Source organism: Muribaculum gordoncarteri, assembly GCF_004803695.1.
GTDB classification, from domain to species: domain Bacteria; phylum Bacteroidota; class Bacteroidia; order Bacteroidales; family Muribaculaceae; genus Muribaculum; species Muribaculum gordoncarteri.
In genome coordinates, this window is sequence record NZ_CP039393.1 from 986,190 (window position 1) to 1,001,575 (window position 15,386).

The window sequence follows — 15,386 nt, forward strand, 5'->3', positions numbered from 1 at the left end:
GTTTTAATCGTTGTCTTCGAGAATAAATATCGATTCGACGGGCTTGGAGAAGTACCGTGCTATTTTGAGTGCGAGAGGGGTTGAGGGGAGAAACCGGTTTTTCTCAATGGCAACAATCGTCTGTCGGCTTACTCCCACCGCTTCGGCCAACTGTTGCTGAGTTATGTCTTTTTCTGCCCGCTCGACTTTAATCCTGTTCTTCATCGTCGCATATTTTGTTGTAGCGGTACATTTCAAGCCGGAAAATAAGGACATAAATCATCGGGAGCAAAACGAGATTTATGATCGCAAATTCCATGAATGCGATTCCGTTTATCAGCAGTGTACTTGTGATGAGCAGAATCACATAGATGTATAGTGAATTAAGTAGTGCGGCCAACCTTATGGAGCGTGTCATTTCATCCTCGTTGACCTCCTTTGAGCACACAATAAACACGGCGCCAAGTGCAATGCCTATTATTACTGCATCATTGACCACTGTTTCCGCGATTCCTGATAAAGAGCATAGATTCATATAGATGAGTATGCCCATTATGGTTGCAGGGATAAAGAGCAGCCATCCGATTGTGCGGAATCCTTTGGGAAAAAGAATATTTTTCATAATCCGGGGTTATTAGGTTATTTATTCAACGATGCAAATGTAAATAAAACTTTACATTTAGGCAAATAAATTTTACTTTTTGTTGGAAATTATAGCATTGTCGCCCCGATTGCATCGTTGCATAGACCGGATGAAAGGATGCTTCCTGATTGCGGGTTGTGCCGTTATGTGCGGTTGCCACGGTTAATGGCGACGGTGTTTCTTGCGGTTGTGACAGGAGTGCTTGTGGCGCAGCAGTTTCTCGAGTGTGCTTTTGCCGGGACCGTTTTCAGTTGTTGTCGGGGAGGTGGATGGTGTTATTTGAGGCTGCTCGCAAGGTGCCGGATTGGGCTGCGCGGCCTGTTGCGTGACTGCGGGCGCGGCTTGGGGTTTTGGGGGCTTTGGTTGTCGGTTTGGGACTTGTTGTGTCGGTTTAGGCTGCGTTTCGTTGTCCTGTCGGGATGCACAGCGGCGTGATGGAGTGGATTTTGCAGCTTTGGTGGCGGCTTTGCGGGCGCGTGCAAGGCGACGCAATTCACGTGCGCGATAGCGGCGGCGGATTGTGGGCATGATGAGCATGAATATGGCTCTTGGCACGCCGGGTGTAACCTCGATTACAGTCAAGTCGCGCTGATAGGCTTCGATTGCGGCGCATATTTCGTCACGGTAATGCTTGGGTAGACGGTCGACTGCGTCCTTCCATTCCTGATCAAATTTTAGGCTTTTGCCTCGGCGGCTCGGTGAGTTAGTTGCTGTATTTTCCATAATTACTTTTTTTCAGCAAATATAATGCGCCGAAATCCCCGATTTCACCCCATAATGTCGCGAAGCCCATTTTATCCCGCAAAATTTTAAAATCTCGCTCCCCAATATTTGAACTGCACCCCAAAAGTTTTGTGTCTAACTTTTGGGGTGCAGTTTATTTTTATCGGGGACCTGCCGGGAGATTGTCGAGCCAATATTTTGCCATTGTCTTGCGAAGGTGCAGTGTGGTGCCCGGTCGCTCATAGATGCCGTGGCTGCGCATGGGATAGCTTACCTGGCTGAAAATCTTGCCGTGGCGTATGAGCTCATTGACAAGCAGCTCGCAGTTCTGGTAGTGAACATTGTCGTCGCCTGTGCCGTGAATTAGCAGCAGATTGCCTTTAAGTCCCTCGACATGGCTTATGGGAGAGCCCTTCACATATCCCTCGGGGTTGTCCTGCGGGGTGTTCATGTAGCGTTCCTGATAGATGGTATCGTAGGTGCGCTGGTCGGCTACAAAGGCTATCGCTATTCCTGTGTGGAATATGTCGGGGTAACGGAACATGGAGTTCAGAGTCTGGCTGCCGCCTCCGCTCCATCCGGTTATGCCTACTCGCGTCGAGTCGATGAATGAGTATTGACGGGCAAGGTCCTGCACTCCACGGGCCTGATCCTCCGACGCAAATGTGCCCACTTCACCGTAGATGCATTTGCGCCACTCGCGGCCACGCGGCACATTGGCTCCTCGGTTGTCGATGCTTACAACGATATAGCCGAGATTGGCCATGTATTGATTCCACAAGTCGCCTCCTCCCCACACATCCTGCACGGTGGAGCTTGCCGGTTCGCCGTAAACTTCCACGATTACGGGATATTTTTTGGTTGAATCGAAGTCGACAGGCTTTATCATCCATGCGTCAAGCGTGAGCTCTCCCGACTTTACCTTTACAAATTCCTTGGGATTTAGCCCCAATGCCTTGTAGCGGTCACGAGCGTCGGCGTTGTCCTCGATGGTTCTGACCGACTGATGTTTCGGGAATGATACCATGTCGATTATCGACGGTGTTGCAGCGTTGCTGAATGTGTGTACCGCCCACTTTCCGGTCGGTGACATGTTGTAGCGGTGCTGTCCCTCCTGATTGGCGGGGCTGAGTCGCTTCACAGTGCCGTCGCCAAACAGCTCGGCGCTGTAGAGGTAGCGTTGGGTGTAGTTGTCGGGCGATGCGATGAAGTAGACGAGTCCCTTTTTAAGGTCGGTTCCTACGGGCGATATGTAGTCGAAGTCGCCTTTGGTTATGGGCACCATCTGCTTTCCGTCGCGGCTTATGCGATAGAGATGACGCCACCCGTTACGCTCGCTTGCCCATGTGAACCAACTGTTGTCGTTGAGCCACAGGATGTTGTCGTTGGTGTCGAGCCATGCGGCATCAGTGTCGGTGAATATTTTTCTTGGGGCGTTATCGTCAAGCGACGCAATCCACACATTGTTGGTGTTTTGCTGGCGGTTCATCTGCTGAATGAACAGCTCGTTGCTTTCGGGAATGAACTCCATGCGAGGGATGTAGTTGTTGCGAGGGTCGCCGGGAAGTTCAATCCATGATGTGGGGCCTCCCGAGGCTGAAACGTAACCCACCTTTACCGCCGAGTTGGTGCTTCCGGCCTTGGGGTAGGGGAAGTGCATTATTGTGGGGTAGATTGAGTCGACATTGTTGATGATGTCGAAAGTTCCGGTTCCTTCGGTGTCGCTTTGCCAATAGGCGATGTATTTGCTGTCGGGGCTCCAGCGGAATCCGTCACGGCAGCCGAACTCTTCTTCATATACCCAGTCAAATGTTCCGTTGACTATCGTGTCGCTGCCGTCGTCGGTTATGCGCTTGATGTTGCCGGTAGGGAGATTTTCGACATATATGTTGTTTTGCGACACGTAGGCCACATTGTTTCCGTCGGGAGAGAATTTGGCGAACATCAGCGACGATTCGGGAAGGCCCTTGCCCAATTGACGGAATGTGCCGTCGTTGAGATCGAGCACCCAATAGTCGCCGCGGGTGTCGTAGCGCCATACACGCCGGGTGTTGGTGTAGACAAGCACTTTGTCATTGTCGTTGCTCCAGATTATGCTTCTTATGGGAACGTGGTTTCCTGTCGACTTGTCGATGAACATCGACGACGGTATTATGACTTCGCGACGGTTGTCCTTGGCACGATAGGCAACGACATCCATCCCGCCGGTAGCTTCATTGGGTTCAAGACGGCTGTAGCGCTCACCGTCCTTCATCCAGTCTATAGCTCCGCTGCCACGTGTGGGCACGAGGTTGCCGTTGACGACATCCTCAAGTAGCAGATGCCCTTTGCGTACTTCTTGTTTTGCACTCTGAGTGAATGGGTTGTCATCGTTTTCCCTGCGGTTTTCCCAGGGCATGATCTGTGCCATTGTAATGTTTCCGGCAAGTGTGATGAATAGGACCGGAGTGATGAATTTCGTTAGATTCATGGTTATATTAATTACGCATATTCCGTTCACCGGCGAACGGAATATGCGTTTTGTTATGGTTGATTATCTATTTGAATACAGGTTCGCAGGTTAGACCTACGCCGAGTTTTTTGAATATCTTGTGGTCGACTTCGCCGAGCATTACGGTGCAGTGAACCTGGCATCCGTTTAGTTCGGGAAGCTTTTCAAGCGCACGGCGACAGTTTTCGTCATGCGTGCTGAGTACCGACAGGGCCACCAATACTTCATCGGTGTGGAGTCGCGGATTACGGCTGCGCAGATAGTTGAGCTTGGTGTGCTGTATCGGTTCTATCATCTGCTGCGGAATCAGTTTTATCGAGTGGTCGATTCCTGCAAGATGCTTTATCGTGTTCAAAATCAATGCGGCGCTCGGTCCGAGAAGCTCACCCGACTCGGCAGTGATGATGGTGCCGTCGGCAAGCTCGATTGCCGAGCATGGCTTGCCGCTGAGTGCGGCGCGATCCTTGGCTGCCTTTACAGGACGGCGGTAGGACACATCGATCTTTGCCTGCTTGAAGAGCAATGCGATTTTATTGAGTTCGCTGTCGCTGCCGTCACCTAACGCCAGTCGGTTTAGGGCGGTGTAGTAGCGGCGTATGATTTCGTTCTTGGATGCGTCGCAGCACACTTCGTCGTCGCTGATGCAGAAACCCACCATGTTTACGCCCATGTCGGTGGGCGATTTGTAGGGATTTTCGCCGTATATGCCTTCAAACAAGGCGTTTAGTACAGGGAATATCTCTATGTCACGGTTGTAGTTTATTGCAGTCTTCCCATAGGCTTCGAGGTGGAAGGGGTCGATCATGTTTACATCGTTGAGGTCGGCCGTAGCAGCTTCGTAGGCTATGTTGACCGGATGCTTCAGTGGAAGATTCCACACGGGGAATGTTTCAAATTTAGCATATCCGGCTTCAATGCCGCGCTTGTGCTCGTTGTAAAGCTGGCTAAGGCACACTGCCATCTTTCCGCTGCCGGGTCCGGGTGCCGTTACAATTACCAACGGACGGGTGGTGACGATGTAGTCATTGTTTCCGAATCCCTCGTCGGAGGCAATAAGACCCACATTGTTGGGATAACCCTCGATTGTGTAGTGATAATAGGTGGTGATGCCCATGCGCTCTAGTCGGCTGCGGAACGAGTCAGCGCTTATCTGGCCGTTGTAATGGGTTATTACCACTGAACTTACCATGAATCCTCGTTGCTGAAATTCATTTCGGAGGCGAAGCACATCCATGTCGTAGGTGATGCCCAGATCCTGACGCACTTTGTTTTTTTCGATGTCGAGTGCGCTGATAACGATCACAATCTCGGCATGGTCGCGCAGCTGGCTCAGCATTCGCAACTTGATGTCGGGTTGAAATCCGGGGAGTACACGACTTGCGTGATGGTCGTCGAATAGTTTACCTCCAAGCTCGAGATAGAGCTTGTTTCCGAACTTGGCGATACGCTCTTTGATGTGTTCGGACTGAATTTTCAGATATTTGTCGTTGTCAAAACCGTATATCATAACGGAATGCAAAGATAGATAAAAAATGGCACAAGACGAAAACTCAGTATATGATTTTTCATCTTGTGCCTCAATGAATGAATTCATTACACTCTAATGTCGTAACAAAAGAGATTGTTCCATGTATTATAATGTGTTATTTATAATAGAGGATTGATTTTTCTCTGCTAGCGCTTGATGGACATTATGTCGTCGGGTGAGAGGGGAGTGTAGGGGCCGTCCTTCACCTCGAATATCACCGACGGCTCGATGACCTCGAGAGTGTGCCATTGGCCTGACGGAATGTGCACTCCGTAGTTGCCCTCCGATGGATTCAATGTGAACCGTTCGGTTTCATTGCCCTCGGAGTCGTAGAACATGACATTGATCAGTCCCCTAAGCAAGATGTAGGTTTCGGCAGTGTGGCGATGACGGTGTACCGGTAGATGTGTCCCCGGTTCGAGCGCGTTGAAAAGACGTTGTGCCTTTGCATCGAGCGATTCATGAAGGTTGTAGTTCATTCGCAGCCGCTCAGATTTGCGGGCCTGTTGCGAAACTTGATTCAGAAGCTTATCGTCGATAATCATAATTTATTTTTAGATTTCAGATATTCGAGGTGCAGATGGAAATATTTCCGTTGGAAAACTGTATATCCGGCCGACAGGACTGCGATCACCGAAATGAAGTAGACCCATTCGTTGATGTGTAGATAGAGAGCCCCAAGTGATATCGTGGTCTGCAATGCGAAGTATATTGTCGACACCAAAGTATGGGGCATCCCAAGCTCATTGGCCATAATCTGATAGGCGTGTTTGCGGTGTGGCTTGAATATGTTCTCATGCAGCATCAGTCGGTGGATTATGGTCAGGACGGAGTCGACTCCGTATACGGCAAAGAAAATGAGATACCAAACCTGCCCGGTGGCCATTATCAGCGCTCCCAGCATGAACAGCAGAATGAAGGCTATCGACACCGAACCCACATCGCCTGCGAAGCATCGTGCCCTTTTTCGGAAATTGAATATGCAGAATACGAGCACGCTAATGCCGATTATATAAATCATTGACCGGTCGATGAATCCAATGTGACTGTTCACGATTGCCAGTGGAATCAGTATGGCAATCGAATAGGCACCCGTTATTCCGTTTATGCCATCCATGAAGTTGTAGGCGTTTATTATTCCTGTACACACAATCAATGCCGCGATTGAAATCCACCAGGACTCAAGTGTCAGGAATCCGAGTTGGTGAAACATCAGGAGCATGGCTATGAACTGAATCATCAGCCTGATGCGGTTTGGCATCGAATGAAGGTCGTCGACGAAGCTTACAGCGGCAATCATCGTCAGTCCCAGCATAAACCACGGATAGGCGCCGTGCGACACAATGAAGTAGGCCATAGCACCGAAATAGAAGACTATGCCTCCTCCTCTAAGTGTTATTGTGGTGTGTGACGACCTAAGATTCGGCTTGTCTATTATATTGAATCGGTCGGCGAGTTTGAAGTATGCCAGTTCGGCCGCCATGAGGATGACGGAGATTATCAGATAGGTCATTGTAGGTGGTTGGACGCTATTTTGAAATGAAACTCTTAATGGTATGGGTCAGGCCGTCATAGGCTCTCACCGGCATTCGGTCAATTCCTAAGGCCTTCTTTATCTTGTCGTTTGACACGACATAGCTTTCGGTCAGCTTGTCAAGTCGGAATGTGTTCAAAGGCAGATGCAGCACATCGCCAATTCGTGCCGATGCATTGATTATTCCGCGCGGGAGTTTTATTATGCGGGCTTTTTTGTCCATGGCTTTGCACATTACCCTGATGAGTTCGTTGGTGGATAGGGCTTCGTCGTCAGCCATGTTGTATATGCCGCTTTCCATGTGTGATGAGAGGATGCGACCGATTACGAATGTTAGATTGTCAATGGATGTGAATGTCCGTCGGTTGTCAAATGCCCCCAGAGGCCAGGGAATTCCTTTGCTGATTACACCGTAGAGCAGATTGAGGTTGCCCTTGTTGCCCGGTCCGTGAATCATGCAGGGGCGCATGATTATCACATCTCGGCCGGTGTAGGCTGCGGGCTCGTCACTCAGTCGTGCAAGGATGTATTCCTCGGCGCGCACCTTGCTCTCTCCATAAGGTCCGACGGGACATGGCGTCACATCCTCGGTGAGTATCTCGCCGGGAACCCTGTCAACGGCCGCCTTTACCGAGCTGAAGAAAATGAATTTTTCAATGGATTTATGAGTCGTGAAGTAATCGAATACTTTTTTAGTGAGGTCGGTGTTAACTTTGAAATACACATCGGCCGCCGACTTGTTCTTAGTGTCATGGGCCTTGCCTGCGAGATGGATTATGGCATCGACCCGAGGAATTTTGTTATTTTCAAGGTCGTCCCAAGAGAATGTCCTTATGACACCGTCCTGCTCGGGGCTTATGATGTCAAGGCCGTAGATATCGTAATGATTTTTTAGTGCCTTGACAAGATTTGTGCCGACAAACCCGTGTATGCCGGTAATAAGAAGCGATTTCATAATCCAGTTCCGATTATTTTTTCGAGATGATTGATGCACTTTGTGAAGTCGTAGTATTTTCGACTGTATTCTTTGCCGTTAGCTCCCTTCTGCGTTAGTTCATCCTTGTTCAATGTTGAAAGATGCTTGAGAAGATTGGCAAGTTGCTCTGAATCTCCTGCCGGTACACTCCAGCCGCAATCGGCTTCTCGAATAGTATCGGCTCCTTCCCCATTTATCATCGCTACGACAGGCTTTCCCGAGGACATATAAGCTTGTAATCGTGATGGGACTGTCAATGCGAATATAGGAGTGTCCTTCAACGCCATGAATAGTATGTCGGCTTGGGCAAAAAATGCAGGCATGGCTTCAAGGGGATATCTTCCGAGGCAGAATATGTTATTCATAAGGCCATTTTCGCGTGCATAATTTTCGACATATTCTCGTTTTCGGCCATCACCTATAAAATTGAATCTTATGTTACTCCCTTTAAGCATTCGAGCAGTTTCCATTATATGTGGCAAATCCTGAGCGTCACCCATGTTACCGGCGATAACTACGTTGAATCCTTTAGGGAGTTTTGGAACATCAATCATCTTTTGCGACTCCAATGAATCTTCTACCCAATTTGGAAAAAATTCGATTTTGTCCTTAAAGTCACCTTTATTACAGATTGATTTCTCATATCCTTTAGATCCTATCATGAGGGTCGTACAATTATCATATATCCATTTGGTGAGCTTTTCAAACGGATATATGATATTTTTGTTTGTTATGCCTCCGGCAGCTGTAAGACTTTCGGGCCAAAGGTCGAGCACCCAAAAATGGACAGGTATTTTCTGTAACTTTTTTATTATTACCGCCGGAATCCCAACGAGAATTGGTGATGGCTCATGAACTATTATTGCATCATACTTTTTAGCGATACCAAACCAAAGGCTCTTTAAGGATGCGAAGAATGTGTAGGAAAGATAGTTCATAGCAAGCCAAAAAGAACTGCCTGAATGGCGGGGAATAATTAGCGACCTATGGACTTTCACTCCATTTATTGATTCTCTGCGCTTTTTGAATATTCCGTAACCTTTGTAAAAGCGTCCTTCGGGATAATCGGGAATTGCTGTCATTACACTTACATCATGGCCTCTCTTTTGAAGTTCAAATGCCATGTCGTTGACTTTGAAATTCTCGGGATAAAAATGTGGTGTGACAATGAGAAGCTTCATGATTTTTATTTGCGCCAGATCATGCGATTTACTATGCCTGTGTAGGATTGAATCAGGCGAACTACTTTGTCGGATACGTTTTCATCAACATAAGCATCAACCGGTGAAGGGATAAAGCCCGACTTTTGCATTTCGACCGCCATGTTGACGGCTTGTATTACAGCGTCGGAAGTTATGGAGCCAATTACGAACACTCCACTGTCAAGAGCTTCGGGACGCTCGGTACTCGTTCTAACCGAAACTGCCGGGAAGTGCAGCGATGCACTTTCTTCGGGAAGTGTGCCACTATCGCTCACTACGCAGAATGCATTTTCCTGGAGCTTGTTGTAGTCAAAAAATCCGAGAGGTTTATGCTTTATCACTCTGCTGTCAAATTCAAATCCGCGAACCGAGATGTATTTCTCGGAGCGAGGGTGACATGAATACAGCACGGGCATTTCGTAATGTCGAGCCAATGAGTTTACAGCTTCCATCAGAGAGTAGAAATTAGATTCGATATCAATATTTTCTTCGCGATGGGCTGAAAGGAGAATGTATTGTTTTTCCTTTAATCTGAGTTGGTTTAATATGTCGCTTTCGGAAATTGCATCTTTGTGCACTTTCAAAACTTCTGCCATTGGGGAACCGACAACATAGGTGTATTCCGGTTTTACCCCACTGTCAAGTATGTAGCGTCGTGCATGCTCCGAGTAGCAAAGATTGATGTCGCTTGTCACATCGACAATGCGACGTATTACTTCTTCCGGCAGGTTTTCATCCTTGCATCGGTTGCCGGCCTCCATGTGAAATACGGGAATTTTAAGCCTTTTGGCTGCAATTACGCTAAGGCATGAGTTGGTGTCGCCCAGAACTATAATGGCATCGGGTTTTACTTCCGTCATAAGTTCATATGCTTTTGCGATTACGTTACCCATGGTTTGTCCAAGATTTTCTCCTACGACACCGAGGTAGTAATCGGGTTTGCGCAGGCCAAGATCTTTAAAGAAAACCTCGTTAAGCGTGTAGTCGTAATTTTGTCCGGTGTGAACAAGAACATGGTCAAAGTATCGGTCGGATTTTTTTATGATTTCCGACATTTTAATGATTTCAGGTCGTGTGCCTAAAATCGTCATTAGCTTCAATTTCTTCATTTTACAGGTTGTAATGAGGATAAAGTGACTTGTGCTTGAAAATCCATTGAGCCGCTTCGGCCACCATCTTTTCATAGTCGGGGATTCTGTAGCTGAAATCAAATCGCGTACGTTTCAGCGACTTGTCGGCGTTAACACCTTCGATAGGGTGTATTGTCATTGAGTTTCCACGCAAATATTTGTTGAATAGTCCCAGCAGATCATATTTTGATATGTGACAGTCGGGAACAGTGTTGTATAGTCCGGTTGCCCTCTCCTTAGCCGCCGCTTCCATCGTTTTAGCGAGTTGAAGCGTAGTCTGTCCTGTCCACAGAGCCCCGGTGAAACCGTTTATTTCGCCGCTTTGTTTCATGAACCAGTTCATGAGTCCGATACCTCGCTCATTTATGTCGGGACCTACGATTGAATTACGCAATGTTATATTTTTGTCGTCATTGAGCTCGCCCAGAGCTTTGCTTCGGTCGTAGAATGTAGTACCATCAGGAAAATCATCTTCGGTGTATTGACCGCGAGCACCAGAGAAAACACAGTCGGTGCTCATGTGGATCACTTGCGTGTCGACAGCATTGGCCGATGCGGCCACGAAATGCGGCAGATAACTGTTGAGCAATGCAGCCAAGGCGTGATTATTTTCAGCAAACTGATTGAGAATTCCAATGCAGTTTATAACCGTGTCATATTTCCCCGTTTGGATTATTGTATTTAACGAATCGAAGTCGGTTGCATCTCCTGCGATGCTATGATTCAATAGCTTGGATTTTTCGAGGGCAAATCCTGTAACATCGTGACCTTGCTCTTGCAAGTATAGCGATATCTGGTGTCCGGCCATTCCGTTACACCCCAATACAAGAAACTTCATATATTATTCCGAACGTATTTCCTTAGATTCTGCTTTCTCTTCAAGGCCGAGGTCTTCTCTGACAAAACGTAGGCGCATGAGCTCTTTCTTCATACCTTCGACATCGAGCCTCCTTGTGTTGTGGCTGTGGTAGTCCTCAATGGTTGTTAGGCTACCTTCTCCCTCGGTGAAATACTTGTCGTAATTTAGGTCGCGAGAGTCACAGGGTATTCGGTAATAATCGCCCATGTCGATGGCTTTGGCCATTTCTTCACGGGTAACAAGTGTTTCATATAGTTTCTCTCCGTGTCGAGTTCCTATGACTTTGACTTCCGTTTGACCATATTTGGGATCTATTTGGGCATAAAGTTCCTTCAACGCTTTGGCCAATGTGTCGAGTGTCGCCGCCGGAGCTTTTTGGACGAAAAGGTCGCCGTTATGACCGTGGGTGAAAGCGTATATTACAAGGTCGACAGCATCGTCAAGTGTCATCATGAACCGAGTCATGTCGGGGTCGGTGATAGTTATCGGATTGCCGTTTATCATTTGGTCAACCCACAAGGGGATTACAGAACCACGTGATGCCATTACATTTCCGTAACGAGTGCAACATATTGTCGTGGGAGCTCCTTCGCCGAGTTCTCGGCCTTTGGATATCGCAACTTTTTCCATCAAGGCCTTTGATATTCCCATTGCATTGATTGGATAAGCAGCCTTGTCGGTTGACAGAACGACTACATTCTTGACTCCGTTTTCGATTGCCGATAGAAGCACGTTGTTAGTGCCCTCCACGTTTGTGCGTGTGGCTTCCATGGGGAAGAACTCGCAACTGGGGACTTGCTTTAGTGCTGCAGCCGAGAAAACATAGTCAACTCCGCGCATAGCAATGTCAACCGACTGCTTGTTGCGCACATCGCCAATGAAATATTTCACTTTGGGATTCTGAAGCTTGTGTCGCATATCGTCCTGTTTCTTTTCATCACGACTGAAAATGCGAATCTCCTTTATGTCGGAATCCAGAAAACGCCTTAATACGGCGTTGCCAAAGGACCCTGTGCCTCCGGTAATCAAGAGGACTTTGTCTTTGAATATTGACATATCAAAAATTTATTTCTTAGATTTTAATACGCGTAAATCAAAAATGAATGGTAAATATTTTTCTAACAAGAATACAATAAGCCAAGCAAGAGCAAAACTCAAAGTAAATTGTATCAGAAACGATATAGGACCTAATGGAATATATAAATCACAAATCCTTATGCATAAAAATGGAATCGCGGCTGATAAAAAATAAAAGCCAATTGTATGTCTTGAAATGTATTGAATGAATTTGAATTTGGGTAATTGTTTACAAAGATCAATTAAAGCAAATATTGAGATAACACTTATTATAAATCCTCTTAAGTTTATTCCTGCCCATGTCGACATTGGCTCACAATCAAGATCAACATTTATTGCAATTAAAAGAAATATCACAGGAAATAGCCCTTTAAATTTGTCAAAAATCATTTCATATACACGATAGAAGCCTCCTAATGAAAGAAATGCACATGCTATTATCCCACTTTTATAAAACCAGGGTAAATGTTCGTTCCCAAGAATTGTATAATTGATTTTCTGTAAAAAAACACCAAAAATAGCAAGCATTAATCCTATAAAAACATAAAATAATATGTTTTTAATTCGTGTCATTAATAACACAAATAATATAAGTTCAGATACTGTAAGGGCACAAGTAAACCAATTGCCACCCTCAATTAGTGTGTCAAAAATAAAAGCGCGAATAGAAATTTCTTCTCCCTTAACCAAACATGCCGGAATAAAATCAAAAGCTGCAAATATAATTGTGGGTATTGCTATTTTGAATATGATATTCATAATCATACCATGCTCGCAAAAACCGCTTTTAAGAAAAGCTCGAGTATCTAATTTTATATAATTGGGGGATAATTGTTTTAAAAATATTAAATATCCGCTTATAAAAAAGAATGCATTTACAAAGAATGGTCGAAATGGAATTATAAAGGGTGCAGAGTTATACCCGTATAACATAACGTGATCCCAATACACAAGTAGCATGCATATAAATTTCGCCCAATCAATCCAAACTATTTCTTTCTTCTCCATTTAAGTTGATTATTAGATTAATAACTATATTTGCGGCATTACCTGTTTCATACGAACCAAGCATTTGTGTATGTTTACTTATCTTTGATTCATTATCTTCAATAGAAAAAGATTTGATTTTTTCAATAAACTGTTTTTTTGTTTCGGCATAATTGTAAGGCCAATCTTCTATCGGAGTATAAAAGCCTCTGTCAGAATTATATTGTTTAAGATCCGGAACAAAGAGGAATCCGGGTTTATTGGTTATGCAGTAATCCCATATTGAAGATGAGTAGTCGGTTACCAGCACATCAGCGAATTCAAGCAGGTCCTGCATATCAGGATAAGATGTCATGTCAATCATTTTCACATTATTATCAAAATGATCCGACATTGAACTATCTTTTGATATGTGACTCCGGAACAGGAATGTCACATCCTTATTGAAACGTTGGACAAACGCTTCTGCAACTTCTTGACTGCACACCTGATTGTCTATATGTTCCTGTTTACGGTGTGTTCCTCTGAATGTTGGTGCATAAAGAATCAATAAATTGTCATTAGGAATGCCGTATTTCTTGCAAAAAGCATTGCGTGCTATTGTACGTTGCTCATCGGTGGTGTTAAAGAATCGGTCGTTTCGCGGAAGGCCCGAAGGTATGAATCGGTCCTTGTCAATATAGAAGTCCTTAGAGGAAACTTCGGTGAAACGTTCACAACTTGACAGAAAATAGTCGGTTCCTTTATGGCGTATGTCGCGCATTTTGTTGATGTAATATTTCTCGGATTTTGAGAACATATTCATGTCAGACGACACTCTTTTATAGGCTCCGCCTCCATGCCAGGTGTTTATAAATTTTTGAGATGCTCTTTTAGGGATTATTGGCTCGATGCCAAGATTACTTATAATTATTCCTGATGTCAGAAGATGATATATGTGCGTGGGTGATAAATACTTTGCTGTTTTTACCGATTTTCTGTATTTCTCTGGAAGGAAATCGGGATTGTTTAGCACCCAAACATATTCATAGCTGCTGTCAAGAGAATCAAAAAGCCCTTCAAACAAGTACTTTGGATTGCAGGTGTACTGCATTCCCTCGTATGATGAGAATATAATCTTATGCTTTTTTACTGGGAAAATGTAACCGAGCTTCAATACTAATCTGGCGAAGCTTACTATATATGCCTTAATGTAGTTTTTCATTACCTTTTTGTGTCAAAACTTTGCATTGTTTGTGTTATGCCTTGATGCAATTTTACCGTAGGATGCCATCCAAGAGCGTTTAATCGGCTACAATCAAGAGGTTTGCGCTTATAATTGCAATATAATGATGCATCGATTTCTCGAGCTTTAACGATGACTTTAATATCGCCTTTAGCCGATGCTATTTTTTCGGCTAATTGAAGGATGCTTATCTCCTCCGTTTCATTTGACAGATTGAATACTGAATTGTCACTTTCATCGGATGCGATGATTAATAATGCCGTTATTACATCAGAGATATAGCAAAATGATCGTAACGCTTTTCCGTCAGAGTTAAGCACTATGTCGTTGCAACTGACTGCATTGTTGATGAAATCGGACATCACTCGTCCATCATTTGCGAGTTTCATTCCCGGACCATAACAGTGGGCTATGCGTGTTACAGCATATTTTATTATGTATTGGTTATGGTAGGCTTCGAGAATGGTTTCAGCGGCTCTTTTGCTTTCAGGATAGCATGAACGGCGATCAAGCGGATCAAGCGCACCAAAAGAGGTTTCGGTGAGAGATTGGTCTAGCTTATTGTCACCGTAAACTTCTCTTGTCGAAGCATATATTATTTTGCAATCGGTATTACGACGGGCCAACTCGCATATATTGAATGTGCCACTGATGTTCGCTCTAAGAATTCCTACGGGATCATTGGATATATAATAGGGTGATGCATTTCCTGCAAAGTGAAATATATAATCGATTTTGGAAGAATAGTCGATAGGATTGCTTACATCGCCGACTATGATTGAAAACCATTTTTTTTGTGTCAACGGAGCATAAAGTGACATCAACTTATCATTGTTGCGTGAAATGGCTATGATGTCAGCCGTGATTATACCGCAATCAATTGCATAAGCAAAAGAGTATATAAGATAGGATGCAATGTGACCGTTGGCTCCGGTTATTAGAATTGTCTTGTTGTTGAACCGACTCCAATCAACTTTATGGGAGATGTCGGTCAAATCATCTTTGACTATTGGGTTGTTGTATCCAAACATA

At 45.2% G+C, this 15,386-nt stretch carries 15 protein-coding genes; all 15 read right to left on the bottom strand.

Features of this window, described 5'->3' with window-relative positions:
* Window positions 1–3 precede the first annotated feature (3 nt).
* Complete coding sequence (locus E7746_RS04330; RefSeq protein WP_123395882.1) at window positions 4–204, bottom strand: helix-turn-helix transcriptional regulator; 201 nt, start codon at window positions 202–204, stop codon at window positions 4–6.
* Entirely contained in the window at window positions 188–601 is a 414-nt protein-coding gene (locus E7746_RS04335; protein ID WP_123395881.1) for a hypothetical protein, read from the bottom strand. Before E7746_RS04335 ends, E7746_RS04330 begins: the two co-directional genes overlap by 17 nt.
* A gap of 183 nt (window positions 602–784) precedes the next feature.
* Window positions 785–1,345, bottom strand: a complete 561-nt coding sequence (locus E7746_RS04340; RefSeq protein ID WP_123395880.1) for a hypothetical protein — start codon at window positions 1,343–1,345, stop codon at window positions 785–787.
* Between the two features lie 160 nt (window positions 1,346–1,505).
* Window positions 1,506–3,815 (bottom strand): S9 family peptidase, encoded by a 2,310-nt coding sequence (locus E7746_RS04345; protein WP_136409960.1) that lies wholly within the window; start codon window positions 3,813–3,815, stop codon window positions 1,506–1,508.
* 67 nt (window positions 3,816–3,882) lie between these two features.
* The gene (locus E7746_RS04350) at window positions 3,883–5,343 is read right to left on the bottom strand and encodes a DUF1846 domain-containing protein (protein ID WP_123395878.1); all 1,461 of its coding nucleotides are present in this window, start codon (window positions 5,341–5,343) and stop codon (window positions 3,883–3,885) included.
* A 167-nt stretch (window positions 5,344–5,510) separates the two neighbouring features.
* Window positions 5,511–5,909, bottom strand: coding sequence for a WbuC family cupin fold metalloprotein (locus E7746_RS04355; RefSeq protein ID WP_136409961.1), 399 nt, complete (start codon window positions 5,907–5,909; stop codon window positions 5,511–5,513).
* Entirely contained in the window at window positions 5,906–6,877 is a 972-nt protein-coding gene (locus E7746_RS04360) for an MraY family glycosyltransferase (RefSeq protein WP_136409962.1), read from the bottom strand. Before E7746_RS04360 ends, E7746_RS04355 begins: the two co-directional genes overlap by 4 nt.
* Window positions 6,878–6,893: 16 nt before the next feature.
* A complete protein-coding gene (locus E7746_RS04365) occupies window positions 6,894–7,853 on the bottom strand; it encodes an NAD-dependent epimerase/dehydratase family protein (RefSeq protein WP_136409963.1) in 960 nt (319 codons plus the stop codon).
* Window positions 7,850–9,055: a glycosyltransferase family 4 protein gene (locus tag E7746_RS04370; protein ID WP_136409964.1), complete on the bottom strand. Its 1,206-nt coding sequence runs from the start codon at window positions 9,053–9,055 to the stop codon at window positions 7,850–7,852. Before E7746_RS04370 ends, E7746_RS04365 begins: the two co-directional genes overlap by 4 nt.
* 5 nt (window positions 9,056–9,060) lie before the next feature.
* Window positions 9,061–10,185, bottom strand: a complete 1,125-nt coding sequence (gene wecB / locus E7746_RS04375; RefSeq protein ID WP_136409965.1) for a non-hydrolyzing UDP-N-acetylglucosamine 2-epimerase — start codon at window positions 10,183–10,185, stop codon at window positions 9,061–9,063.
* Window position 10,186: 1 nt separating this feature from the next.
* Entirely contained in the window at window positions 10,187–11,044 is an 858-nt protein-coding gene (locus E7746_RS04380) for an SDR family oxidoreductase (RefSeq protein ID WP_136409966.1), read from the bottom strand.
* A gap of 3 nt (window positions 11,045–11,047) precedes the next feature.
* Window positions 11,048–12,121, bottom strand: coding sequence for a polysaccharide biosynthesis protein (locus tag E7746_RS04385; RefSeq protein ID WP_136409967.1), 1,074 nt, complete (start codon window positions 12,119–12,121; stop codon window positions 11,048–11,050).
* A gap of 9 nt (window positions 12,122–12,130) precedes the next feature.
* Entirely contained in the window at window positions 12,131–13,150 is a 1,020-nt protein-coding gene (locus E7746_RS04390; RefSeq protein WP_136409968.1) for an acyltransferase family protein, read from the bottom strand.
* Window positions 13,122–14,333 (bottom strand): CDP-glycerol glycerophosphotransferase family protein, encoded by a 1,212-nt coding sequence (locus E7746_RS04395; RefSeq protein WP_136409969.1) that lies wholly within the window; start codon window positions 14,331–14,333, stop codon window positions 13,122–13,124. Before E7746_RS04395 ends, E7746_RS04390 begins: the two co-directional genes overlap by 29 nt.
* A complete protein-coding gene (locus tag E7746_RS04400; protein ID WP_136409970.1) occupies window positions 14,333–15,385 on the bottom strand; it encodes an NAD-dependent epimerase/dehydratase family protein in 1,053 nt (350 codons plus the stop codon). Before E7746_RS04400 ends, E7746_RS04395 begins: the two co-directional genes overlap by 1 nt.
* Window position 15,386 lies beyond the last annotated feature (1 nt).

Excerpts from the sequence above, each read along its gene's own strand:
- E7746_RS04330 (WP_123395882.1), bottom strand. The coding sequence starts at position 204 with ATGAAGAACAGGATTAAAGTCGAGCGGGCAGAAAAAGACATAACTCAG.
- E7746_RS04335 (WP_123395881.1), bottom strand. The coding sequence starts at position 601 with ATGAAAAATATTCTTTTTCCCAAAGGATTCCGCACAATCGGATGGCTG.
- E7746_RS04340 (WP_123395880.1), bottom strand. The coding sequence starts at position 1,345 with ATGGAAAATACAGCAACTAACTCACCGAGCCGCCGAGGCAAAAGCCTA.
- E7746_RS04345 (WP_136409960.1), bottom strand. The coding sequence starts at position 3,815 with ATGAATCTAACGAAATTCATCACTCCGGTCCTATTCATCACACTTGCC.
- E7746_RS04350 (WP_123395878.1), bottom strand. The coding sequence starts at position 5,343 with ATGATATACGGTTTTGACAACGACAAATATCTGAAAATTCAGTCCGAA.
- E7746_RS04355 (WP_136409961.1), bottom strand. The coding sequence starts at position 5,909 with ATGATTATCGACGATAAGCTTCTGAATCAAGTTTCGCAACAGGCCCGC.
- E7746_RS04360 (WP_136409962.1), bottom strand. The coding sequence starts at position 6,877 with ATGACCTATCTGATAATCTCCGTCATCCTCATGGCGGCCGAACTGGCA.
- E7746_RS04365 (WP_136409963.1), bottom strand. The coding sequence starts at position 7,853 with ATGAAATCGCTTCTTATTACCGGCATACACGGGTTTGTCGGCACAAAT.
- E7746_RS04370 (WP_136409964.1), bottom strand. The coding sequence starts at position 9,055 with ATGAAGCTTCTCATTGTCACACCACATTTTTATCCCGAGAATTTCAAA.
- wecB (WP_136409965.1), bottom strand. The coding sequence starts at position 10,185 with ATGAAGAAATTGAAGCTAATGACGATTTTAGGCACACGACCTGAAATC.
- E7746_RS04380 (WP_136409966.1), bottom strand. The coding sequence starts at position 11,044 with ATGAAGTTTCTTGTATTGGGGTGTAACGGAATGGCCGGACACCAGATA.
- E7746_RS04385 (WP_136409967.1), bottom strand. The coding sequence starts at position 12,121 with ATGTCAATATTCAAAGACAAAGTCCTCTTGATTACCGGAGGCACAGGG.
- E7746_RS04390 (WP_136409968.1), bottom strand. The coding sequence starts at position 13,150 with ATGGAGAAGAAAGAAATAGTTTGGATTGATTGGGCGAAATTTATATGC.
- E7746_RS04395 (WP_136409969.1), bottom strand. The coding sequence starts at position 14,333 with ATGAAAAACTACATTAAGGCATATATAGTAAGCTTCGCCAGATTAGTA.
- E7746_RS04400 (WP_136409970.1), bottom strand. The coding sequence starts at position 15,385 with ATGTTTGGATACAACAACCCAATAGTCAAAGATGATTTGACCGACATC.